The organism is Klebsiella sp. GB_Kp047, from assembly GCF_040065235.1.
Taxonomy (GTDB): domain Bacteria; phylum Pseudomonadota; class Gammaproteobacteria; order Enterobacterales; family Enterobacteriaceae; genus Klebsiella; species Klebsiella quasipneumoniae.
This window is the reverse complement of record NZ_JBEAJG010000040.1, coordinates 1-23,166: the sequence shown is the minus strand read 5'-3', so window position 1 is coordinate 23,166 and position 23,166 is coordinate 1. Positions and strand designations below refer to the sequence as shown.

The 23,166-nt window shown below is 55.0% G+C and carries 20 protein-coding genes and 1 tRNA gene; 14 read left to right on the top strand and 7 right to left on the bottom strand.

Annotated elements, in window-relative coordinates:
- Positions 1 to 128 precede the first annotated feature (128 nt).
- From ABLV76_RS19180 to ABLV76_RS19160, 5 genes are all read left to right on the top strand, one after another.
- On the top strand, positions 129 to 1,058 hold the full coding sequence (locus tag ABLV76_RS19180; RefSeq protein WP_135683403.1) for a formate/nitrite transporter family protein: 930 nt from the start codon (positions 129 to 131) through the stop codon (positions 1,056 to 1,058).
- Positions 1,059 to 1,147: 89 nt separating this feature from the next.
- A tRNA-Arg gene (locus ABLV76_RS19175) sits at positions 1,148 to 1,222 on the top strand.
- Positions 1,223 to 1,585: 363 nt separating this feature from the next.
- Positions 1,586 to 2,923: a sensor domain-containing diguanylate cyclase gene (locus ABLV76_RS19170; protein WP_135683404.1), complete on the top strand. Its 1,338-nt coding sequence runs from the start codon at positions 1,586 to 1,588 to the stop codon at positions 2,921 to 2,923.
- Positions 2,924 to 3,041: 118 nt separating this feature from the next.
- Entirely contained in the window at positions 3,042 to 3,524 is a 483-nt protein-coding gene (locus ABLV76_RS19165) for a WbuC family cupin fold metalloprotein (RefSeq protein WP_348878424.1), read from the top strand.
- 366 nt (positions 3,525 to 3,890) lie between these two features.
- Positions 3,891 to 4,751 (top strand): hypothetical protein, encoded by an 861-nt coding sequence (locus tag ABLV76_RS19160; RefSeq protein WP_048326431.1) that lies wholly within the window; start codon positions 3,891 to 3,893, stop codon positions 4,749 to 4,751.
- A gap of 30 nt (positions 4,752 to 4,781) precedes the next feature.
- Here ABLV76_RS19160 and cynR read toward each other — a convergent pair whose 3' ends face one another.
- Entirely contained in the window at positions 4,782 to 5,690 is a 909-nt protein-coding gene (cynR, locus tag ABLV76_RS19155; protein WP_348878423.1) for a transcriptional regulator CynR, read from the bottom strand.
- A 132-nt stretch (positions 5,691 to 5,822) separates the two neighbouring features.
- Between cynR and ABLV76_RS19150 the strand changes: the two genes are divergently transcribed.
- The 3 genes from ABLV76_RS19150 to ypdK all read left to right on the top strand — a co-directional run bounded on the left by ABLV76_RS19150 (position 5,823) and on the right by ypdK (position 7,883).
- Complete coding sequence (locus tag ABLV76_RS19150) at positions 5,823 to 6,281, top strand: nucleoside deaminase (protein WP_004202034.1); 459 nt, start codon at positions 5,823 to 5,825, stop codon at positions 6,279 to 6,281.
- Entirely contained in the window at positions 6,278 to 7,474 is a 1,197-nt protein-coding gene (locus tag ABLV76_RS19145; RefSeq protein ID WP_004202032.1) for a CynX/NimT family MFS transporter, read from the top strand. The genes ABLV76_RS19150 and ABLV76_RS19145 overlap by 4 nt, the downstream gene beginning before the upstream one ends.
- Positions 7,475 to 7,811: 337 nt before the next feature.
- Complete coding sequence (gene ypdK / locus ABLV76_RS19140) at positions 7,812 to 7,883, top strand: membrane protein YpdK (protein ID WP_099119320.1); 72 nt, start codon at positions 7,812 to 7,814, stop codon at positions 7,881 to 7,883.
- A gap of 69 nt (positions 7,884 to 7,952) precedes the next feature.
- Here the strand turns inward: ypdK and alaC are convergent, their stop codons facing one another.
- The gene (alaC, locus tag ABLV76_RS19135) at positions 7,953 to 9,167 is read right to left on the bottom strand and encodes an alanine transaminase (protein WP_004202031.1); all 1,215 of its coding nucleotides are present in this window, start codon (positions 9,165 to 9,167) and stop codon (positions 7,953 to 7,955) included.
- Between the two features lie 286 nt (positions 9,168 to 9,453).
- Positions 9,454 to 9,552 carry a hypothetical protein gene (locus tag ABLV76_RS19130; RefSeq protein ID WP_032428955.1) on the bottom strand — a complete coding sequence of 33 codons (99 nt, stop codon included), beginning with the start codon at positions 9,550 to 9,552 and terminating at the stop codon, positions 9,454 to 9,456.
- Here ABLV76_RS19130 and ABLV76_RS19125 point away from each other — a divergent pair.
- Both ABLV76_RS19125 and ABLV76_RS19120 read left to right on the top strand, forming a co-directional pair.
- Complete coding sequence (locus ABLV76_RS19125; RefSeq protein WP_017899496.1) at positions 9,551 to 11,248, top strand: sensor histidine kinase; 1,698 nt, start codon at positions 9,551 to 9,553, stop codon at positions 11,246 to 11,248. The two genes, ABLV76_RS19130 and ABLV76_RS19125, sit on opposite strands and share 2 nt — an antisense overlap.
- 11 nt (positions 11,249 to 11,259) lie before the next feature.
- A complete protein-coding gene (locus ABLV76_RS19120) occupies positions 11,260 to 11,997 on the top strand; it encodes a LytTR family DNA-binding domain-containing protein (protein WP_004202028.1) in 738 nt (245 codons plus the stop codon).
- A gap of 54 nt (positions 11,998 to 12,051) precedes the next feature.
- Here the strand turns inward: ABLV76_RS19120 and glk are convergent, their stop codons facing one another.
- A complete protein-coding gene (gene glk / locus ABLV76_RS19115; RefSeq protein WP_004202027.1) occupies positions 12,052 to 13,017 on the bottom strand; it encodes a glucokinase in 966 nt (321 codons plus the stop codon).
- Positions 13,018 to 13,280: 263 nt separating this feature from the next.
- Between glk and ABLV76_RS19110 the strand changes: the two genes are divergently transcribed.
- On the top strand, positions 13,281 to 14,516 hold the full coding sequence (locus ABLV76_RS19110; RefSeq protein WP_108451030.1) for an ion channel protein: 1,236 nt from the start codon (positions 13,281 to 13,283) through the stop codon (positions 14,514 to 14,516).
- On the opposite strand, the gene ABLV76_RS19105 is transcribed toward ABLV76_RS19110, so the two are convergent.
- Entirely contained in the window at positions 14,513 to 16,174 is a 1,662-nt protein-coding gene (locus tag ABLV76_RS19105; protein WP_348878422.1) for a thiamine pyrophosphate-binding protein, read from the bottom strand. The two genes, ABLV76_RS19110 and ABLV76_RS19105, sit on opposite strands and share 4 nt — an antisense overlap.
- Before the next feature lie 180 nt (positions 16,175 to 16,354).
- Between ABLV76_RS19105 and ABLV76_RS19100 the strand changes: the two genes are divergently transcribed.
- Positions 16,355 to 17,347 (top strand): aldo/keto reductase, encoded by a 993-nt coding sequence (locus ABLV76_RS19100; protein WP_065802936.1) that lies wholly within the window; start codon positions 16,355 to 16,357, stop codon positions 17,345 to 17,347.
- 130 nt (positions 17,348 to 17,477) lie between these two features.
- On the top strand, positions 17,478 to 17,837 hold the full coding sequence (locus tag ABLV76_RS19095) for a DUF2502 domain-containing protein (RefSeq protein ID WP_065903341.1): 360 nt from the start codon (positions 17,478 to 17,480) through the stop codon (positions 17,835 to 17,837).
- A 57-nt stretch (positions 17,838 to 17,894) separates the two neighbouring features.
- Here the strand turns inward: ABLV76_RS19095 and ABLV76_RS19090 are convergent, their stop codons facing one another.
- The gene (locus ABLV76_RS19090) at positions 17,895 to 19,136 is read right to left on the bottom strand and encodes an Nramp family divalent metal transporter (protein ID WP_004202021.1); all 1,242 of its coding nucleotides are present in this window, start codon (positions 19,134 to 19,136) and stop codon (positions 17,895 to 17,897) included.
- A 345-nt stretch (positions 19,137 to 19,481) separates the two neighbouring features.
- On the opposite strand from ABLV76_RS19090, the gene nupC reads away from it, so the two are divergent.
- On the top strand, positions 19,482 to 20,684 hold the full coding sequence (nupC, locus tag ABLV76_RS19085; RefSeq protein WP_004202020.1) for a nucleoside permease NupC: 1,203 nt from the start codon (positions 19,482 to 19,484) through the stop codon (positions 20,682 to 20,684).
- A 48-nt stretch (positions 20,685 to 20,732) separates the two neighbouring features.
- Here the strand turns inward: nupC and ABLV76_RS19080 are convergent, their stop codons facing one another.
- Entirely contained in the window at positions 20,733 to 22,904 is a 2,172-nt protein-coding gene (locus ABLV76_RS19080) for an EAL domain-containing protein (protein WP_004202018.1), read from the bottom strand.
- Between the last annotated feature and the right edge of the window lie 262 nt (positions 22,905 to 23,166).

The window sequence follows — 23,166 nt, the reverse complement described above, 5'->3', positions numbered from 1 at the left end:
GGGCTCCTATTCTAGCGGAGCGATAAAAATCTGGCGTAACCATTTTTGCGATTTAAGAGTATCCCCAGCCAGTCGCCGGGGAAAGCCGCTACGCTTTAACTAGATAAATTGTCAGCGAGGGCCGTGAAATGGATGAACCAGACGATAACAAATTAAAGCCTGCGGATGACGAACGCGAGGTCGAAAGTGAAGAAAAACAGCGCGGTGAAGAGATAGAAGTTGACGAAGATCGCCTTCCCTCTCGGGCGATGGCGATCCATGAACATATTCGCCAGGAAGGGGAAAAAGAGATGGAGCGCGATGCGCTGGCCCTGCTGTGGTCGGCGATTGCGGCCGGTCTGTCGATGGGCGCCTCCCTGCTGGCGAAAGGGATTTTTCACGTCAAGCTGGAGGGGATCCCTGGCGGATTTTTACTCGAGAACCTCGGGTATACCTTCGGCTTTATTATCGTGATTATGGCCCGCCAGCAGCTGTTCACGGAAAACACGGTCACCGCCGTACTGCCGGTGATGCACAATCCCACCCCCGGAAACGTCGGTTTGCTGATGCGGCTATGGTCGGTGGTACTGGCGGGCAATCTCATCGGCACCGCGGTGGCCGCATGGGCCTTCAATTATATGCCTGTTTTTGATGAGCCGACCCGCCAGGCCTTCGTCAGCATCGCCGAAGATGTGATGAAAAACAGCCCGACGGAGATGTTCGCCAATGCGATTATTTCCGGCTGGCTGGTCGCCACCATGGTCTGGATGTTTCCCCTCGCCGGCGCCGCCAAGATCGTGGTGATCATTCTGATGACCTGGCTTATCGCCCTGGCGGATACCACCCATATCGTGGTGGGCTCGCTAGAGATCCTCTATCTGGTATTTAACGGAAGCCTGCCCTGGAGCGACTTCATCTGGCCCTTCGCCCTGCCGACGCTGGCGGGAAATATCTGCGGCGGAACCTTCATCTTCGCGCTGTTGAGCCATGCGCAGATCCGTAACGACATGAGCAACAAGCGAAAAGCAGAAGCCCGCGCGCAGGCCGCCGGAAAAGCCAAAAACGCCGACCGGGCATAAAAAAAGCGCTCAGAATGGCGAGGGTTTAAGCAGTCAGACGGTATGGCACTTACTCAGGCGGGCGAAAAACGCTATACTCGTGCCGCCTTGTCCCCTTAGTTAAATGGATATAACGAGCCCCTCCTAAGGGCTAGTTGCAGGTTCGATTCCTGCAGGGGACACCATGCCCCTCCTGTTTTATGTCGGATCCACGGCGATTTTTGATGATTTTTCTGCAGCTCCGGTAGATAGTTCACTCAAGCTAGTACCGACCTGATCATCAATGCCCCTCCCTGTTAACGCACAAAGTGATTTATTTATAGATATAAAACCCGTTGCGCCATTCCTCTTTTTAAAAAGAGGAAAACACCAGTGATCATTTTACAAATAAAATGAAAGACTCACAGGAAAAGAAGAGTTGTAAAACGTAATGACATCTTCAGCAGCAACCGCACGAAAAGCATACTGCTCACTCCTGACCGTCATTCACAATATTGATATTCACGATCATAACAACATAGTTTTCTTACCCTGACAGGTATGACCTAATGAACAGGCCTTCAGCCTCATCAACGCTCCGGACACCGTTGTTTTTTATAGTATCTATACTGGCGCTATTTTGCTTAATTAATTTTACCACAACCTACATTAACACGATAACGACCCCAGCGCCGTTGTTGTTTTACGGCATGACCCTTATTATTCTGATATTTTACTTTTTAATATCAATAACTATCGCTTTAAAATACTTAAGTGATAAACGCTGTCTGTTTCTCATACCAGTAGCCTGTGCCTTTATTGGCTCTGCCATAATGATGATTCTTGCGTTACATAATTACAGCAAACTGTTTTATTGCAATCTCAACGACTCAATCTCATACAATGAATTTCTGCGATATTACTTTTACCGCAACGCCTTAACACTCACCCAAATCATCACCGCGGCATTAGTATACAGATTTCGTTCTCATCGCCTGCTGGCCTCCCATAATCACATTATTATTACCTTTGCCTGCATAAGCCTTACTTTAGCTATCGTCCTGATTGTTGGATTTTCCTCAATGCACTTGTATGAACCAACGATACGCTTAGCCAGTAATATAATGGTTTACATGTGGACGCTCCTCTTTTTCACGACGATTGCATTAACCCGCTTCAGAAATATATTCTGGACAGGAATCTATTTTTACTGCTTCGTTTATATCTTAACCTTCTCTTTCTTAACAACCGCAGATGTCGCTAGCGAAAACACATGGTATAAAGCGAGGCTTTTCGAAACGCTGGGCACCCTGATCTTTATTATTATTATTTTCCTTAATGCGTTTAAGCTTTATCAATTATCCAACAATAAATATGAGAATGCCTATCAGAACTCGATTCGTGATTATCTGACGCAGCTGTACAACCGTCGCTATTTTTACCTTGCGCTGACAAAAAAAATGCAACGGGTCTCTGTGCAAAAACCATTGTCTATCTTGTTATGCGACATCGATCATTTCAAACGCATAAATGACAAATATGGCCACTTTCAGGGAGATCTTGTTATTCAGTATGTAGCCTGGGTTCTTCAGGATCAGGTTCGAAGAGATGATATTGTGGCCAGAACAGGCGGCGAGGAATTTGCACTATTACTGCCTGACGTTGGCCAACAGCAGGCGCAACTCATCGCCGAGCGGATTCGCCAGGCTATTATCTCCCCAGGCGACGTCAGCAGCAGGGTTAAACTCCCCGAGAGCGTCACGATCAGTATCGGCCTTGCCACTACGGAGGATCCTAAAACGGTAGAGACTGAATTACTTAACCGCGCCGACGACGCCCTGTACCGGGCAAAAAAAGCAGGAAGGAATTGTGTGGTTGCCTGGCAGAAGTCCTCCTGTACTCGATAGCCTCGACAATTAACCGACAGCAACACACTTTCTGCGTACAATATCGCGTGGCCTGGGCGTCAACCTGCCGCCCTGCCGATTCAACACTCTCTGGACAACAAAGGAGCCAGGCGTTGGTATGAAACAGATCACCCTTAGCGATATGCAGCAGCAGAGCGAAGCGGCAGCCACTTCCCCGCGCTTACGTGCCCATCGCAATTTTCACCCTGAGCTGAGCGATCCGGTGCAGCGCCTGGCTATCGCTATGGAACCCGGCACCTATATCCGCCCGCACCGGCACCGACATACTTTTGAACTTTTGCTGTCGCTGAAAGGCCGCTTTGTGGTGCTAAATTTTGATGACCATGGCGTGATTACTAACCGGGTGGTGCTGGGTGAAACCTGCACGGCCCTGGAAATGGAGCCCGGCACCTGGCATACGGTGCTCTCACTTGACGCAGGAGGAATGGTATTTGAAGTTAAACAAGGCGATTATCAGCCGCTTGCTGAAATCGACACTATGGACTGGGCGCCAGCTGAAGGGCAGCCGGGAACCGCGGAGATGATGGCCTGGTATGCCATCGCGCAGCCGGGGGATCGCTATCCCTCTGTCAGCCGATAAGCATGGCCGCCGCAAACGGATGCCGAGAGCGTCCGTTTGCGTTATCCCTGTCGTCATGGCATTTATCTCGAGAGCCGCGTTTTCCTCATGCTGTGTTCTCCCTCGTCGGAGTCATTAATAAAAAATAACAAAAAAGTGTTGTATTCAGGCGTTAAGCAAACTATTTTTCTCGAGCGAAATAAATGATAGGATAACGCAGTCAAGTTAATATCTGACGTAACAATAAGAATAATCAACTTATCGATATAATATTCTCAACGTGAATGCATTTCATTAATCAGGTCATTAAACCCAGGCAATAAAACGTGGCTGTTAGATGATTACGCCCAATACTAACCGCTATTTTTTCAGCAACAAAAAAACCTTATGAATATAACAGAACGGAATATCTGGAAATTAAATAATTTACCGCCAATGGAGTATTGTTCTCTCCCCCGGGCGCAAAAATTACTAAACTGCGAAATTGAAGACATTCTTCACTGGCATGATATCGGCGCGATCAATCTATGCCTGAAGCTTAACCCAACGCGGGGAACATTAAAACTCGCCGTCCTTTCTCATCAGGAAAAAGAAGTAACCAGCACATTTAATCCACTCAATTCATCGGAGACGGTGGAGACCTTCTTGTCGCCACACTCTCATATCCATAGCATTCTGCGGCTTGATGGCGATATTCCCGTCATGGAAACCCTGCGCGGGAATACCGTCACGCAGTTCAACGTCAAGGTCACTGCGTCAGGACTCTGGCATCCGCACAGCCGGAATTTAATGGCGTTACTGGAGGCGCCTGACGATATTCATCATGAAAACAGGCTCAGCATGATGCTGCCTGAGAAACCGTTTGTATATTGTCACTTCATTCCGCAGGAGGCAGAAAACCCCACCCTGTCATTGAACCGGCTCTATATCACCAGTCAGGCAATTGAGAAAATATTTGCCCATAGCATTAGCGCCCGACCGATGGATGTCACAAAAAATCCGCTATGGCAACAAACCGGTTATATCCATCAGGAATTAACCTCCCTTCCGCAAAGTGAGGTACTGCTGGAATTTATCCACGATCTAATTCAGTCCCATACTTTATTTAATGTGAAATTGCAGAAGATGGCTGAGCCAGACAAGACCCAGCTCTTTCATCACGTGCTGGAAAGGCTTAAGGAGGAAGTCATGCTGAGAGAGGATGTCCTGCCCGATGAGGCCGACTTCAGCAGCGCAACCCACCGTTAGTCCAGGCTCGCCGCCGAGCGACGCAGGCCTTCAGGCAGGAGGCAGGCGGTTTTCCTGCTCAAGCGTTAGCGCAATCTCCCGCGCCAGGGTGATAAATTCGCGTGCCGCGGCGCTCTGCCATGCATCCCTGCGCTGTAGCAAACAGGCCGTGCGCTGCAGCAGTGCAGGTTCGAGCTCAATAGCCACTACATCATCAAACTGCCCGGCGATCGCCGCCGGCAGCAGTGTCGCAAGGGGCGTGCGCCGAATGACCGACAGAACGGCGCCGATAGAGTTGGCCTCCATCCGCACGTCAGGTTCGAGCCGATGACGACGGCAATAACGATCGATCTGCTCCCGGGTGGCAAACTCGCTGCTCAGTAAAATCAGCGGCTGCGCGTCGAGCGCCTGCAGCCGGAGCGCGCTCTCTCTGGCCAGAGGATGACTGCGGCTCACCACCAACGCGAGGGTTTCCGTCAGCAGCGGATGAACGACAATATCCCGGGAGCGGCTTTCGTCAAAGGCAATGCCGACATCCAGTTCATCCTGCAGCAACATCGTTTCCATGCGCTCCTGGTTCATCTCCTGAATCAGCAATTTCACTCCGGGGTAGCGTCGATAGTAGTTTTCCACCAGCGGTCCCAGCATATAGGTGGTGAAGGTCGGCGTCATGGCAATGCGGAGTTTGCCACGCTGCAGATCCTCAGCGTCATGCAGAGCGCGCCGCCCTTCCTCAAGATCGCTTAACGCCCGGCGGGCATACTCCAGCCAGATCTCTCCGGCATCGGTTAACCGGGTATAACGGCCAGAACGATCGAAAAGCTGAACCTCCAGCATGGCTTCAAGCTGGCGGATCTGCTGTGACAGCGCAGGCTGGGAGACGTGCAGCGCCGCGGCGGCGCGAGTAAAGCCACGGTGTTCTGCCACGGCGATAAAGTAGGAAAGATGGCGCAGGAGCATCCGCTTACCTATAAGTAATTCAACTAGGGTTAATCATAAATAAGTCTTTTAACTTATGAAACAAGTTACGTACCCTCTACGCACGACCCGTTGCCTTTTTTTCCCTGAACAGCATCTTATGCAGGAGTGACTATGTCCGCTCACGATCGCTATCTCCAGCGCGCCCTAACGCTGGCAAACCACAACATCAGCCACGGCGGTCGTCCCTTTGGCGCCGTGCTGGTGCGCCATGACGAGGTTGTCGCCGAAGCCGTCAATACCTTTCATCTAAGCGGCGACCCAACGGCGCATGCCGAACTGAATGCCGTCCGCGATATTGCCGCCAGGCTGGGGAGCGAGGTTCTGCGCGAATGCGTTATCTACGCCAGCGGACAACCTTGCCCGATGTGTCTTAGCGCCCTCTATTTAACCGGCGTGCGGGAAGTGTTTTTCGCCAACAGCAATCAGGACGGAGAACCTTTCCAGCTATCTACCGCCGCGATTTATCAGCAGTTGCAGCAGCCGCTGGCGCAGCAGACGTTGCCGATCCATCATCGCCCGCAGCCGGAGGGGCTGGCAGTTTATCAGCGGTGGGCGGAACAGCAGCCATGAAAGCCGTATTGCGACAGAATCTGACGCTGGGGATCCTGGTGCTGATCGGCATAAATATGCGACCGCTGCTCACCTCCATCGGCCCTTTGCTTCCGGAGATCCGCGCCGCCAGCGGGATGAGCTATACCCTGGCCGCGCTACTGACCGCCCTGCCGGTGATAGCGATGGGCGTGCTGGCGCTGGCCGCCGGTTCGGTCGATCGTTATGTCGGTCAAAACCGTAGCATTGCGCTAAGTCTGCTGATTATCGCGGCGGGCGCCCTGCTGCGGGAAATCGCTCCGAATAGCGGCCTACTGCTCACCAGCGCCCTGGCCGGAGGCGTTGGCATCGGCATAATCCAGGCTGCCATCCCGGCGGTAATTAAGCGCTTGTTCGCCCGCCGGACGCCGCTGGTGATGGGGCTATGGTCAGCGGCGCTAATGGGCGGTGGCGGGTTAGGCGCCGCGTTTACGCCATGGCTGGCGTCGCATAGCACAGCATGGCGGGATGCGCTGGCCTGGTGGGCGCTCCCCGCCCTCCTCGCCCTGTTCAGCTGGCTGGCGATTTGTCGGCACCTGCCCCGCGCCCCGCATCAGACCAGCGCCGCGCCCCGGGTGGCGATTATTGGCCAGCGCCGCGCCTGGACGCTGGGACTCTATTTCGGACTGATCAACGCCGGCTACGCCAGTCTAATCGCCTGGCTGCCGCCCTACTATATGCAGCTTGGCGACAGCGCCCAGTACAGCGGCTCGCTGCTGGCGCTGCTGACGGTTGGGCAAACCGCAGGCGCGCTGCTGCTGCCGGCGCTGGCTCGCCAGGATGACCGGCGCCAGCTTCTGCTGCTTGCTCTGGCGCTACAGCTGATTGGGTTCTGCGGCTTCATCTGGCTGCCGCAGCACTTCCCAGCGCTTTGGGCCCTCGCCTGCGGCGTGGGTCTGGGCGGCGCGTTTCCCCTGTGCCTGGTGCTGGCCCTCGATCACGCCGGGCAACCGACGGTGGCCGGCCGGCTGGTAGCCTTTATGCAAGGTATCGGATTTATCATCGCCGGCCTGTCGCCCTGGCTTTCCGGCCTGCTGCGTAGCCTGAGCGGGAACTACACCCTTGACTGGTCCTGGCATGCGCTTTGTGTCCTGTTACTCATGGCGCTCACGCTGCGCTTTATCCCAGCGCACTACCCGGCCGAGTGGCGACAGCGCGCCTCTGATCTGCATTAAACCGGCGGCGCGTGGCAACCTGAATGCCGCGCGCCAAGCCTGACTAGCCCCGCGAATATCACTAACGAGAAACCCGTTTTGGTAGCGTCGCTGGCGCTAAATTTATTACCGGGCGAAATTAATGTGTCGCCGAATCACGACACTCGTAAGTAACTAAAAATTAATAAAAAAATGCCCCTTGTTTCCCTGATTTTTTAGGCGTACATTAGCGCCATCTGGAGCACTAAACGCACAGAATTGCGAGCTGCCGCAGGGTGAGATTTCACCGGCGACAGCCCTTGAAAAACAGAACAATTAATTCATTTGAACGTCGCATAAGCGCGTGGAGTGATGAGTCGTGAAATACTTCTTTATGGGTCTCTCTTTTATGGTCATCGTTTGGGCCGGTACTTTTGCCCTGATGATCTAGACTGCAGCGGTGTCAAAAAAACGGGAGCCCACAGGCTCCCGTTTTTGTTATAGCGTATTCGCCGAAGCGCTAGCTCGCAGCGGGCAGTAAGCCATCAGCGCGGAACATCGCCTTGATGCCGCGGATCGCCTGACGCGTCCGGTCCCGGTTCTCGATCAGCGCGAAGCGGACATGGGTATCGCCATAATCGCCAAAGCCAATCCCCGGAGAGACGCAAACCTTAGCTTCGTTAAGCAGCTTTTTCGCAAACTCCAGCGAGCCCATGTCGGCATAAGGTTCCGGAATTTTCGCCCAGACGTACATGGACGCCTTCGGACACTCAACCATCCAGCCGGCCTCGTGGAGCCCTTTCACCAGCACATCGCGGCGGCGCTTATACTGTTCCGCGATATCCCGCACGCATTGCTGATCGCCCTCCAGGGCCGCTATCGCCGCCACCTGCAGCGGCGTAAACGTGCCGTAGTCATGGTAGCTTTTGATGCGGGCGAGCGCGTTCACCAGGGTCTTATTGCCGACCATAAAGCCAATTCGCCAGCCGGCCATGTTATAGCTTTTCGACAGGGTAAAGAACTCGACGGCGACATCGCGCGCGCCAGGCACCTGCATAATGGAGGGCGCTTTCCAGCCGTCATACACGATATCGGCATAGGCCAGATCGTGGACGACCAGGATGTCATACTGCTTCGCCAGGGCGACAACCTTTTCAAAGAAATCCAGCTCGACGCACTGCGCGGTCGGATTCGAGGGAAAGCCAAGGATCATCATCTTCGGCTTCGGATAGCTCTCGCGGATGGCGCGTTCCAGTTCGTTAAAGAAATCCACCCCTTCCACCAACGGCACCGAGCGCACCTGCGCCCCGGCAATTACCGCGCCGTAGATATGGATCGGATAGCTGGGGTTCGGCACCAGCACGGTGTCGCCATGATCCAGCGTCGCCAGCATCAGGTGCGCCAGCCCCTCTTTCGAACCAATGGTGACAATCGCTTCCGATTCCGGATCGATATCGACGTTATAGCGTTCTTCATACCAGCGCGAAATAGCGCGACGCAGGCGTGGGATCCCCCGCGAGGTAGAGTAACCATGGGTGTCAGGCCGCTGCGCGACGGTGCAGAGTTTTTCCACGATATGCGGCGGCGTCGCGCCATCGGGATTGCCCATACTGAAATCGATAATATCTTCGCCGCGCCGGCGCGCAGCCATTTTCAGTTCGGCAGTAATATTAAAAACGTACGGGGGGAGACGATCGATACGCGTAAAACGGCGTTCAGGACTGGATTCAGCCATAGGTTCCTCTGATTAACGTTAGCGCCCGGACCGTCCGAGCGACGCTGCCGCTGTTGCGGCTCGTTTAGAAAATAACCTGAAAAAAAACACGTTGTCGAGTGCCCTGACGAAAAATAATCACTGGCGTTAAAAACGGGTATCGTCTGCGCTAAATACGGCAGTACGCCGCGGGATGAATACCGTTTTGTATGCAAGTGGTAACATATTGATATCTTTTCTATCACGGGTATTTATCGTTTCCTCTGGCGTCTAGCGGTTTGTCGCCTTGCCATGATTCAATCCCCTTTTAAAAGTGTGCCTTTTCCTCATTATTTTTCTGCGGCTGGTCTTCTGTCGTCAGGTTTTTTATCATGTCCTTTTCTGGCCACTGACGCGGCGCACCCATGCACGAAATCTTTACTATGATGCTGGCGGTCTATGATCGTGCGGCCCTGATGCTTATTTGCCTGTTTTTCCTTATTCGCCTCCGCCTGTTCCGCGAACTGCTGCATAAATCAGCGCATACGCCGAAAGAGCTGCTGGCTGTCACCGCCATCTTCTCGCTGTTCGCGCTCTTCAGTACCTGGTCCGGTGTGCCGGTGGAAGGATCGCTGGTAAACGTGCGCATCATCGCCGTGATGTCCGGCGGGATCCTGTTTGGCCCATGGGTGGGAGCCATTGTCGGGGTGATTGCCGGTGTGCACCGCTATCTGATTGATATTGACGGCGTGACCGCCGTACCCTGCTTTATCACCAGCATCATCGCCGGTCTGCTGTCGGGGTTGATTAACCGCAAGGTGGCCCGCGATCAACGCTGGAAAATCGGCATTCTGGCCGGCATGGTCTGCGAGACCCTGACCATGATCCTGGTGATAGTCTGGGCGCCCTCTCTGAGCCTCGGCCTGGATATCGTCTCGAAAATTGGTATCCCGATGATCCTTGGCAGCGTCTGCATCGGCTTTATCGTGCTGCTGGTGCAGAGCGTGGAAGGTGAAAAGGAGGCCAGCGCCGCGCGGCAGGCGAAACTGGCGCTCGACATTGCCAACAAAACCCTGCCGCTGTTCCGTCAGGTCAACAGCGATTCTCTGCGCCAGGTTTGCGACATCATCCGCCGCGACATTACCGCCGACGCGGTGGCAATCACCAATACGGAACACGTGCTGGCCTACGTGGGCGTCGGTGAAGCCAACTATCAACACCATGACGATGTCATCAGCCCCACTACCCGACAGGCCATTCGTTATGGAAAGATCATTATAAAAAACAATGACGAAGCCCACCGCACGCCGGAGATCCACTCCTTAATGGTCATCCCGCTGTGGGAAAAGGGGGTGGTCACCGGCACGCTAAAAATCTATTACTGCCACGCCCATCGCATCACCTCGACGCTGCAGGAGATGGCGATAGGCCTGTCACAAATCATCTCCACCCAGCTGGAGGTTTCCCGCGCCGAACAGCTGCGGGAGATGGCCAACAAAGCGGAGCTGCGCGCTCTGCAAAGCAAGATTAACCCGCACTTTTTATTCAATGCCCTGAACGCGATCTCCTCCTCGATTCGCCTTAATCCGGACACCGCGCGCCAGCTCATTTTTAATCTGTCGCGCTATCTGCGCTATAACATCGAATTAAAAGACGATGAGCAGATCGATATCAAACGAGAGCTGTATCAGATCAAAGATTACATCGCCATTGAACAGGCGCGATTCGGCGACAAACTGACGGTCATCTATGATATTGACGACGACGTCAGCTGCGTGATCCCGAGCCTGCTTATCCAGCCCCTGGTGGAAAATGCCATTGTGCACGGCATTCAGCCGTGTAAAGGGAAAGGGGTGGTGACGATCGGCATCAATGAGTGCGGCAATCGGGTTCGCATCAGCGTTCGCGACACCGGCAACGGCATCGATCCCGCCGTGGTCGCCCGCGTGGAAGCCGATGAAATGCCAGGTAACAAAATCGGCCTGCTCAACGTTCATCATCGGGTGAAACTGCTCTACGGCGAGGGGCTGCATATCCGCACCCTGACGCCAGGAACGGAAATCGCCTTTTATGTCCCCAATCACTCTACGCCGCAGGCGCTGACGGAGTCTCTGTTGTCATGAGCGGAGAAAAGATGAAAGTTATCATTGTGGAGGATGAGTTTCTGGCCCAACAGGAGCTCTCCTGGCTTATCAACACCCACAGCCAGATGGAGATCGTCGGCAGCTTTGACGACGGTCTGGACGTGCTGAAATTTCTCCAGCACAACAAGGTCGACGCCATCTTTCTCGATATCAATATTCCGTCGCTGGACGGCGTTCTGCTGGCGCAAAACATCAGCCAGTTCGCCCATAAGCCTTTTATCGTTTTTATCACCGCGTGGAAAGAACACGCCGTGGAAGCCTTTGAGCTGGAGGCGTTTGACTACATCCTCAAGCCCTACCAGGAGTCGCGCATCATCAATATGCTGCAGAAGCTGACCGCCGCCTGGCAGCAGCAAAATAACGCCGCCTCCGGGCTAGCCAGCGCGGCGCCTCGGGAAAACGACACCATCAATCTGATAAAAGATGAGCGGATCATCGTCACCAGTATCCATGATATCTATTATGCAGAGGCGCACGAGAAGATGACCTTCGTCTACACTCGCCGGGAGTCTTTCGTCATGCCGATGAACATTACCGAATTCTGCAGCAAACTGCCCACCGCACATTTCTTTCGCTGTCACCGCTCGTACTGTGTGAATCTCAGCAAAATTCGTGAAATTGAGCCATGGTTTAACAATACCTACGTGCTACGTCTGCGCGACCTGGAGTTTCAGGTTCCGGTCAGTCGCAGTAAAGTGAAAGAGTTTCGCCAGCTGATGAATCTGTAGACGACGGGGAGCCCCGCCTTGCCGGGCTACGGCGGTAGCCCGGGAGGAATGCGCTTACAGCACCTGACCCAGCGTCTGACGCAGATGCGCGCCGGAGCCCAGCAGGCCTGGGTTGTCATGCACGATCAGGTAAACCGGGATATCCTGGACATAGGCTTTAAATCGGCCTTTGTCCTCAAAACCGCCGCGGAAGCCGGAGGCTTTAAAGAACTCCAGGAAGCGCGGCACGATGCCGCCGGCGATATACACGCCGCCAAACGTCCCCAGGGTCAGCGCCAGGTTTCCACCGAAGCGCCCCATAATGACGCAGAACAGCGACAGCGCCCGGCGACAGTCGGTGCAGCTATCCGCCAGCGCCCGCTCGGTGACCTCACGCGGCTGCAGGTTCTCCGGCAGTCGACCATCCGATTTGACTATCGCGCGATAGAGGTTGACCAGACCAGGCCCCGAGAGCACGCGTTCTGCGGAGACGTGCCCCAGTTCAGCGCGCAGCTCTTCCAGAATAATGCCCTCTTCTTCACTGTTCGGCGCAAAATCGACATGGCCGCCTTCGCCAGGCAGGCTGACCCAGCGCTTATCAACGTGCACCAGATGGGCTACGCCCAGCCCGGTTCCGGCGCCATAAACGGCGATCGGTTTGCCGGCTACCGGCGCGCTGCCGCCGAACTGAATCAGGTGCTCAGCTTTCAGCATCGGGATGGCCATTGAAACGGCGGTGAAATCGTTAATAATCTCCAGGTGCGCAAAGCCAAGGTTGCGCTTCATCTCGGCGATGGAGAAGGCCCAGGTATGGTTGGTCATCGCCACCCAGTCGCCGGTGATCGGGCAAGCGATGGCGATACAGCCTTCGCTGACCGTCACCTGATGCTCCTCGAGATAGACGCGCACCACCGCCTCCAGACTGGGGTAATCGAGCCCGGAATAGGTCTTTGCACGAGAGATCTCTCCGCTCGCCAGATCACACAGCGCCAGGCGGGCGTTGGTCCCCCCGACATCTCCTACTAAAGCAAATTTTGTCATTCCGTTACGGCTCCGCTAAAGTCAAAATAAATCTTTTGGCACACTGTAAATTCATGGCGGCTTAACAACAACGTCCAACTCGCGGACGCCCCTTGTTTAGCGACACAGGTCACATTTAGTTTGTAATCAATGCAAAGTAGCCTATTAACGAGGCCACGGGTATCAGACGCCGCCTTAACTTTATCGTTTCAGCACCATTTGCATCGACGGTCCCCGTCGACAAAGGCAAAGTAGTGCTCCTGAACTTTAACAAGGACATTTTCATGCTCCATCCTCGCGCCAGAACAATGCTGATCCTGTCGGTGCCAGCTATCCTGATTGGCATCGCCTCCAGTTTGATCCTGATCGGCGCGATGAAAGTTGCCGCGTTGCTGCAGCGCATCCTGTGGAGCAATCTGCCTGTGCAGTTTGGGGTGAGCGCCGACAACCCGCTGTGGATCATCGCCATTCTCACGGCGACGGGGATCGCGGTGGGCCTGGTCGTCCGTTACAGCCCGGGGCACGCCGGGCCGGACCCGGCGACCGAGTCGTTAATCGGCGCGCCTATTGCCACCGGCGCGCTGCCCGGGCTGCTGGCGGCGCTGATCCTTGGCCTCGCCGGCGGCGTCAGCCTGGGCCCGGAGCATCCAATTATGGTGGTGAATATTGCGCTGGCCGTCGCCGTCGGCTCCCGACTGTTCCCCCGGGTCAGCTCTCTGGACTGGACCATTCTCGCGGCCTCAGGCACCATCGGCGCCCTCTTCGGCACCCCGGTGGCCGCCGCGCTGATTTTTTCGCAAACCCTGAACAGCAGCAACGAGTCGCCGCTGTGGGATCGTCTGTTTGCCCCGATGCTTGCCGCCGCCGCGGGCGCGCTGACGACCGGGCTGTTTTTCCACCCCCACTTCACGCTGCCGATCGCGCACTATAGCCAGATGCACTTCGTCGATATCGTCAGCGGTATGATCGTCGCCCTGATCGCTATCGCTGTCGGTATGGTCGCCGTCTGGTGTCTGCCGCGCCTGCACACGCTGATGCATCGCCTGAAAAACCCAATCCTGACGCTGGGCCTCGGCGGCTTGCTGCTAGGGATCCTTGGAACCATTGGCGGACATTTAACGCTGTTTAAGGGGCTGGATGAGATGCAGCAGTTGGCCTTCAGCCAGACGCTGACCGCCTCGGATTATCTGCTCATTGCGCTGGTCAAACTGGCTGCGCTGGTTCTCGCCTCGGCCTGCGGCTTTCGCGGCGGGCGGATTTTCCCCGCGGTCTTCGTCGGCGTGGCGCTGGGGCTGATGCTGCATGCCCACGTGGACGCCGTGCCGGCGGCAATTACCGTCTCCTGCGCGATCCTCGGCATGGTGCTGGTCGTCACCCGCGACGGCTGGCTGAGCCTGTTTATGGCCGCTGTGGTGGTTCCGGACACCACGCTGCTGCCGCTGCTGTGCATTGTGATGCTCCCGGCCTGGCTGCTGCTGGCCGGGAGGCCCTTAATGATTGCCAGACGCCATACCGACTAAACGCGGCTGTTTCGTTCCTCCAGCGCCTGCGTCACCGCGCGCAGGAAATCGGGGATATCCATTTTCGGCAGCATCACTTCCACCAGGGTGAGAGTATCGGAGGTGATACTCTCCGCCATCGCCTCCCGTAGCTCAGCAGTGTGCGTAACCCGCCAGCAGCGCGAGGCAACGTCCGGGGCGAAGGCTTCCGGCAGGCGCCGCCAGTCCCACAGGGCAATATCATTGTAGCGCTGCTCCGGACCGTGAATCGCCCGTTCTACGGTATACCCTTCGTTATTCAGCAGCAGAATAAGCGGCTTTTGTTTATCGCGCAGCATAGAGCCCATTTCCTGAATCGTCAGCTGGGCGGCGCCATCGCCGACGATCAGCACCACCCGCCGCTCTGCCGCCGCGGTTTGCGCGCCATAGGCGGCCGGGAGGGTAAAACCAATCGATCCCCACAGCGGCTGGACGATCAGCGATGCCTCAGAGGGGAGCTTAAGCGCCGCGATGCCAAATGCCGCCGTCCCCTGATCGGCGAGGATAATATCGCCGGGGCGCAGCGCATCTTGCACTGTCGACCAGAAATTCTTCTGGGTTAACTCGCCTTCGCCCTCCTCTTCCACTTCCGGCGCCACGACCTGAGGCGCCGCCCACTCCGCCGCCAGCGGGGCGGAAAGCGTCATTAATGCAGCCAGGGCTTGATCCATTGGCACGCCGCTGAACCAGTGATCGCCCACCCTGACGGCGAAGGGCTGGATCTCAATGGTCTTCTCCCGCGCCAGATGCTGGGTGAACCCTGCGGTGATAGTGTCGGTGAAGCACGTCCCAATGCAGATGATGGTGTCGGCGTTTTCGATAGCCTCCCGGGTCTGCGGCGCGCTGGCGATGCCGCTGTAGGTGCCGACAAAACCTCTCTGCTGCTCATCGAACAGCCCCTTGCCCATGAGCATGGTGGCGTGGGCGACGGGGGTTTTCGCTACCCACTCCCGGAGCGTGTTCTGCAGGCCATAGCGTTGCGCGAGGAAGTCCGCCAGCAGGGAAATGCGTCGACTGCCCCGCAGCAGGCGGCTGGCATGTTCGCAGAATCCGGCGAGCTGGTTTTGATCCGCCGGAGCGGCCTCCGCCAGCAAGCGCTGCGCTGGGGCAATCGCTGCCGCTCTGGCGACATCGGCCGGCAACATCAGATAGCCAGGTCGATGATGCGTCAGCATATCGCGCAGAACACGGTCGATCTCATGGCAGGCGTTGCCAGCGGTCAGCAGCGCCTGGCTACAGGTGATCTGCTCGCTCATTCGCGCAAAATGGCGGAAATCGCCGTCACCCAGGGTGTGATGCAGCAGTTCGCCGCGCTGCTGAGCGCCAGTGGAGGGCGCACCGACGATATGTAATACCGGAATATGCTCCGCATAGCTTCCCGCCACGCCGTTCAGGGCGCTTAGTTCGCCGACGCCGTAGGTTGTTAGTAACGCGCCGGCCCCCTTAATGCGTGCATAACCGTCAGCAGCATAGGCCGCATTCAGCTCGTTGGCGCAGCCGACCCACCCCAAGGCGCTGTGCGCGATGACGCGATCGAGAAACTGTAAGTTGTAATCTCCTGGTACGCCGAACAAGCGGTCAATACCGCAGTCAACAAGGCGATCCAGCAGATAATCCCCAATAGTGTAGGTCGGTTGCATGTCCATTATCCTCATTTTGGTGCAGGTGTAATTTGAGTATTGAATAAGCGATCCGCCTGTCCAGAAGGGGGACGATAAAGCCGGTGTAAAGCAATAGTTACGCCTAAAAAGCGGTGTACTCCACGCAAAACATTGATTAGTGTAAACGTATACACACCTTGTTTTATCTGCGGAGGAAGAATGGTTTACCAGGCAAGCACCACGCGATATCAAACGATGGCCTATCGTCGCTGCGGGAGCAGCGGCCTTCAGCTCCCGGCTATTTCTCTCGGTCTGTGGCATAACTTTGGCGATGAAACGCGGGTGGAAACCAGCCGGCAGATGCTCCTGCACGCGTTTGACCTCGGCATTACCCATTTCGACCTGGCCAATAATTATGGGCCGCCGCCGGGCTCGGCGGAGAGCAATTTTGGCCGCATCCTTAAAGAGGCCCTCCTGCCCTATCGCGATGAGTTGATCATCTCCACCAAAGCGGGTTACACCATGTGGGACGGCCCTTACGGCGACTGGGGTTCACGCAAATACCTGGTGGCCAGTCTGAACCAGAGCCTGCGGCGCATGGGGCTGGAGTATGTCGATATTTTTTATCATCACCGCCCGGACCCGGAGACACCGCTGACGGAAACGATGCGCGCGCTCGATCATCTTGTCCGCCAGGGTAAAGCGTTGTACGTCGGCCTCTCTAACTATCCGCTCGCACAGGCGCGAGAAGCGGTGAAAATCCTTAACGACCTCGGCACCCCCTGCGTCATTCACCAGCCTCGCTACTCCATGTTTGAACGCGGTGTGGAAGAGGGATTACTGGATTTTTTGCAGACCGAAGGGGTGGGAAGTATAGCGTTTTCACCGCTGTCCGGCGGCCAGCTAACCGACCGCTATCTTAACGGCATTCCGGCAGACTCACGCGCCGCCAGCAGCAGTCGTTTTCTGCAGCCGGAGCAACTGACCCGCGCCAAATTAGAAAAAATTCGTCAGCTGAATACGCTGGCGGAAGCCCGCGGGCAGAAGCTGTCGCAGATGGCGCTGGCCTGGGTGCTGCGCGAGGAGAAAGTCACCTCCGTGCTGATCGGTGCCAGCAAAACCGCCCAGCTGGATGATGCGGTAGGGATGCTGAAAAACCGTCATTTCAGCGCCGGGGAGTGCGCGGCGATTGATGCCATCCTGGCGCTGTAAAGCAAATGTTACTTTAGCAAAAAGTGCTCTTTTCTGCGCTTTCGGAGTTCGTCCGATGCGACGGGTCTTTACCGGCCCGTAATATCAGGTTAACAGGCCGCTTACGGCCCCGATCGTGAAGGAGAAGAGTATGTTCAGGTCACTGATTCTGGCAGCAGTACTGCTGGCCGCAGCGCCATTAGTCGCTAACGCTGGTGAAATCACCCTGTTGCCATCGATAAAATTACAAATTGGCGATCGTGACAATTACGGTAACTACTGGGACGGTGGCAGCTGGCGCGACCGTGATTACTGGCGTCGTCACTATGAATGGCGTGATAACCGTTGGCATCGTCATGACAACGGCTGGCACAAAGGCTGGTACAAAGGCAGAGATAAAGCCTGGGAGCGCGGCTATCGCGCGGGCTGGAGCGACCGCGACGACCATCGCGGCGGCTGGGGACGAGGTCCCGGCGGACGCGGTCACGGTCATGGACATGGCCATCACTAACAGACGAAAAGGGGAGCCCATCGGCTCCCCTTTGCTTTATTCCGCAGCAGGAAGTCATCAATCCACCCCGAGCAGCGATCCCACAATTAACCAGCCGTTCAGGCTCACCACGATGGCGACTATCGCCCAGCCGATGCCTCTCACCCAACGGGTATTCACCAGGTCTCCCATTAGCTTTGCATTGCTGGTAAATATCAGCAGCGGCACCAGGGCAAGCGCAATACCAAAGCTGAGCAACACCTGACTCATCACCAGAATACGCGTTGGATCCAGTCCCAGCAGAATGACGACAAACGACGGCAGCATGGTCACCGCCCGGCGAAACCACAACGGAATATGAAAGCGGATGAAGCCCTGCATGACCACCTGGCCTGCGAGAGTCCCCACCACCGTCGAGGATAAACCTGCAGCGACCAGGCTGAGGCCAAAGATAGTCGCCGCCGCGTGGCTCAGCAGTGGCTCAAGCGTTCTGTAAGCCTGATCGAGATCGGCGACGCCGGTATGGCCGTTGAAGTGGAATGCCGCCGCGGCGGTCGCCATCATCGCCAGGTTAACGAACCCCGCAATGGTCATGGCGATCGCCACATCCCAGCGGGTCGCGTTATAGCGTTCTTTTCGCGTCCCGCCGTGCAGATGCTGGGTAAGCGAGGAGTGTAAGTAGATCACGTGCGGCATAATAGTGGCCCCCAGCACCCCGGCGGCTAAGAATACCGCCTCGCCGTTGGGCAGCGTAGGGATCGCCAGCCCTTTGGTCAGGGGAGCCAGCGCGGGCTGGGAAAAGATCAATTCAACGACATAGGCGACGGCAACAAACAGCAGCAAGCCGCCAATCACCTTCTCCAGCGGTTTTTGCCCGCGCCGCTGCAGCATCAGGATCAGGAAGGTCGCCACCCCGGTCAGCACCGCCCCTTGCAGAAGCGATACGCCCAGCACCAGCTTAAAGCCAATCGCAGCGCCGATAAATTCGGCCAGATCGGTGGCCATGGCGATGATTTCCGCCTGTACCCAGTAAAACCACACGACCGGGCGCGGGTAATGGTCGCGGATCTGCTCGGCCAGGTTTTTACCGGTGGCAATGCCCAGTTTGGCAGAGAGCACCTGGATCAGCATCGCCATCAGGTTGGCCCATACTACGACCCACAGCAGCTGATAGCCAAAGCTGGCGCCAGCCTGAATATTCGTGGCGAAATTACCCGGATCGATATAGCCAATGGCAGCGACGAAAGCGGGCCCCATTAAGGCGAGCTTCACCTTGCGCGCGGCGCGACTACTGCTATTCTCAACGCGACTGCTAGTCATCTTCTGCCTCTGGAAATATAGCCTTTGCTATGTTTCATGCTATCAAAATGCGAATGATTATCAAGTTCATTTAGAATGGAGATAATAATTGCTGTGATAGGAGGGAACAATTGCTGGCCGGATATGGAAAAGGGCGTCAGAAAACCCGATCGCGCCAAATATTAAGAGTAGTACAAGAATGCAACTTTTAAAACCTTTACGTAACATAACAAAAGTGGATGTTTGATCACTATTTTTGCCATTGGTCACAGTTCCTTGCAATAGTGTGCAATTGATCTCGTTTTCTTTAAAGCCGTTGCATAGAATGTGCACGGAAATTTAACCTGCCTCATATTTGGAGCAACTATGGACCGCGTCTTGCATTTTGTCCTCGCGATCGTTGTGGTGGCTATACTGGCCCTGTTGGTTAGTCATGACCGTAAAAAGATCCGTATTCGTTATGTTGTTCAACTGCTTGTCATTGAAGTCCTGCTGGCCTGGTTCTTCCTGAACTCCGATATTGGTCTGGGTTTTGTGAAAGGCTTCTCCGAGATGTTTGAAAAACTTCTCGGCTTTGCCAACGAAGGGACAAACTTCGTGTTCGGCGGTATGAACGATAAAGGTCTGGCCTTCTTCTTCCTTAAGGTTCTGTGCCCTATCGTCTTCATTTCCGCTTTGATCGGTATTTTGCAGCATATTCGCATCCTGCCGATTGTTATCCGCGCCATCGGTACCGTGCTGTCGAAAATCAACGGCATGGGCAAACTGGAGTCCTTCAACGCCGTCAGCTCGCTGATCCTCGGCCAGTCGGAAAACTTTATTGCCTATAAAGATATTCTCGGCAAAATGTCGCGCAACCGTATGTACACCATGGCGGCGACCGCGATGTCCACCGTATCGATGTCCATCGTCGGCGCGTATATGACCATGCTGCAGCCGAAGTACGTCGTCGCGGCGCTGGTGCTCAACATGTTCAGCACCTTTATCGTGCTGTCGTTGATTAACCCGTACCGCGTGGAAGAGAGTGAAGAAAATCTGCAGATGTCGAATCTGCACGAAGGTCAAAGCTTCTTCGAGATGCTGGGCGAATACATTCTGGCGGGCTTTAAAGTCGCGATTATCGTGGCGGCGATGCTGATCGGCTTCATCGCGTTGATCTCCGCGCTGAACGCCCTGTTCGCCACCGTGACCGGCTGGTTCGGCTACAGCATCTCCTTCCAGGGGATCCTTGGCTACATCTTCTACCCGGTCGCCTGGGTGATGGGTGTGCCGGCAAGCGAAGCGCTGCAGGTGGGTAGTATTATGGCCACCAAGCTGGTCTCCAATGAATTCGTCGCCATGATGGATCTGCAGAAAATCGCCTCGACGCTCTCCCCGCGTGCGGAAGGCATTATCTCTATCTTCCTGGTCTCCTTCGCCAACTTCTCGTCTATCGGCATCATCGCCGGGGCGATCAAGGGTCTGAACGAAGAACAGGGCAACGTGGTTTCACGCTTCGGTCTGAAGCTGGTTTACGGCTCCACGCTGGTCAGCGTACTGTCTGCTTCAATTGCGGCTCTGGTTCTGTAACAGGCGCCAGTCCTCTGAGCCGGGCAATGCCCGGCTTTTTTTTACCCGTCATTCGCCCAGCGGCTGGGGCTTGCCCACCAGGTAGCCCTGCAGATAATTCACCCCCAGCTCCAGCAAGCGCGCTTTTTGCGGTTCGCTTTCGACATATTCCGCCACCACGCTCATCTGTTTCGCCCGCGCCATCTCGACAATCGATTTCACCATAATGGCGTCCAGCGGGTCAGTGAGGATGTCGCGAACGAAGCAGCCGTCAATCTTGATGATATCGGCCTGCAGATGCTTCAGCCGTTCATAGTTCGCATACCCGGTGCCAAAGTCATCAATGGCGATGGCGCAGCCAAACGCGCGCAGCGCTTCAAGATTTTGCTGGCTGATGTCGGCATTGGAGAAGGCCTGCTCTTCAGTGACTTCAATAGTGATAAGGTCTGGTGAGACCGCATAGCGCTGAAACAGCGCGATAATCTGCACGGCACTGTCCTTTTGCATCAGAGTTGCAGGCAGCAGATTGACCGAGAATCGCTGGCCAGGGTGCTGATGAAGCACGCTGAACAAGGTCTCAAGCACCAGCATGTCGAAACGTTGGCTGAGGTTAAACTGCACAATCAACGGGATAAACTGATCGGGCATAATGACGCTATCGCCACAGCGCATGCGGGTGAGGATCTCATGATATCCCTCCCCTTCCCTGTTCTGAATCGGCTGCGCATAGAGCATCAGCGCCCGCTCTTTGAGCACCTGCTTGACGCGCATGAGGAGGCGCACCTGCTCGGTGGTTTGATCCACCACCAGCTCCTGCTCCTCATCCAGGGCCAGCACCCGACGTTCGCTACCCGCCTGTTCGGAAAGCCAGCTTAGCTGACCCAGCATCTGGTGAAGTCCCTCGCGCTGACCGTCGTCGCGGCCCCACGCCGCGCCAAACTCCAGATCCAGCGGCTGATTGTGCCAGCTGAATTTTTTGTGATTGAGAACCGCGACCATATGATGCAAACGGGACGAAGGCTCCGGTCCGTCAAGCACGAGGATCAGTTCGCTGCCCGGCACCTGGAAAACTTTATCCGTCGCCCCCAGCAGCGGTTGCAACGCCCGAATAATCTGCCGTTTACAGTCCACCCCCATCATCAGGCCATAATGCCTGCTGAGAAAGTCGAGATTATGAATACGCAGGCTGCAGATAACCTGCTGCGGACAGCTCTGTAAATGGCTCTCCAGCGCGCGCAGGTTAGGCAAGCCAGTCAGCGGATCTTCTTCCGCCTGACTACGCCAGCGGCGTTTATTGCGGTCGCTACGGGCATAGGTGTCTGCCATATAAAACAAACAGATAGTAAAGGAGATCAGCACTGAGAGCACAAAGGATAATGAATACTCGCTTTGGACGCCCTGGAGAAAGTTTTTGTTATACACCACCAGTAAAAAAGCCGAGACCGACCATGAAATACGCAGCAGCGCATGACCAATTCGGCTAATCCCGATAAAGTAGACGATAAAAATCACCGGAACTAAATAACCGGCAATAAATTCAGACTGATACGGCGCACACAATAGCGTTAATATCACCGCCAGCGCAATAAACCAATATAGCGTAAAGGAACGATATTTTGCTGCCAGCCACGGTAAACATTCCTGCCGCCAGAAACGTCGGGCGTAGCGTGGATTGATAATCATCCGCATTGGATAATATAAAAAAGTGGTAAAAATTAATGCCGCGCTGATTAAACTTTGAATATCTATTACGGTATAAATCAATGGCATACTGCCAAAATAGCTGGTAATAGATAAGGGAAAAGCAAAATATTGCCCGGCAAGGTACATGGTGAGTTTCAGCAGCACCGGCGCGAAGAAGCCGCCCCAGAAGATCCGCGCTCCCATATGTTTTGCCGTCGGGCCACAGCGCCAGCGCTTACCCACCATCAGTCTTAGAATAGCGCAGGAGAAGAACACCGCAAACAGCTGACAAAAGAGTAAGATAAGCGCCTGCGGTAGCGTTAATTTAATAAGAAAGCAATTGGTGATGGCAAATGCGAGGATTAATGGCGCAATCGCATAGCGGCCAAAGATAAAAATAACAGAAAACATCACGCTAATGGGCAGCCAGGCAATATAAATAAGATTGCCATCAATAACCGTTTGCGGTGAAATAAAACGAGCCAGCGGAATAGCGACTAAACAGACGATAAAGGCCAACAGAGTTTTTTTGATATTAATGTTAATTTTATCAACCATTATTGTTAATTAAAACTCCGGCAACCTCATTACGTTTAATGGGGGAAATGTTATGTTGCTTATTTAGGGCAGGCAAGGTGATTTATCAGGAAAAAGTCTGAAATTACTTTCGATTTTAATTGCTGGAGATTAACTGACTTAAGCAGAAAATGCTTTACATGAAAATAGATAAAAACAAAAACCCCCGCCGAAGCGAGGGTTCTGAATTTTGGTGGAGCTAAGCGGGATCGAACCGCTGACCTCTTGCATGCCATGCAAGCGC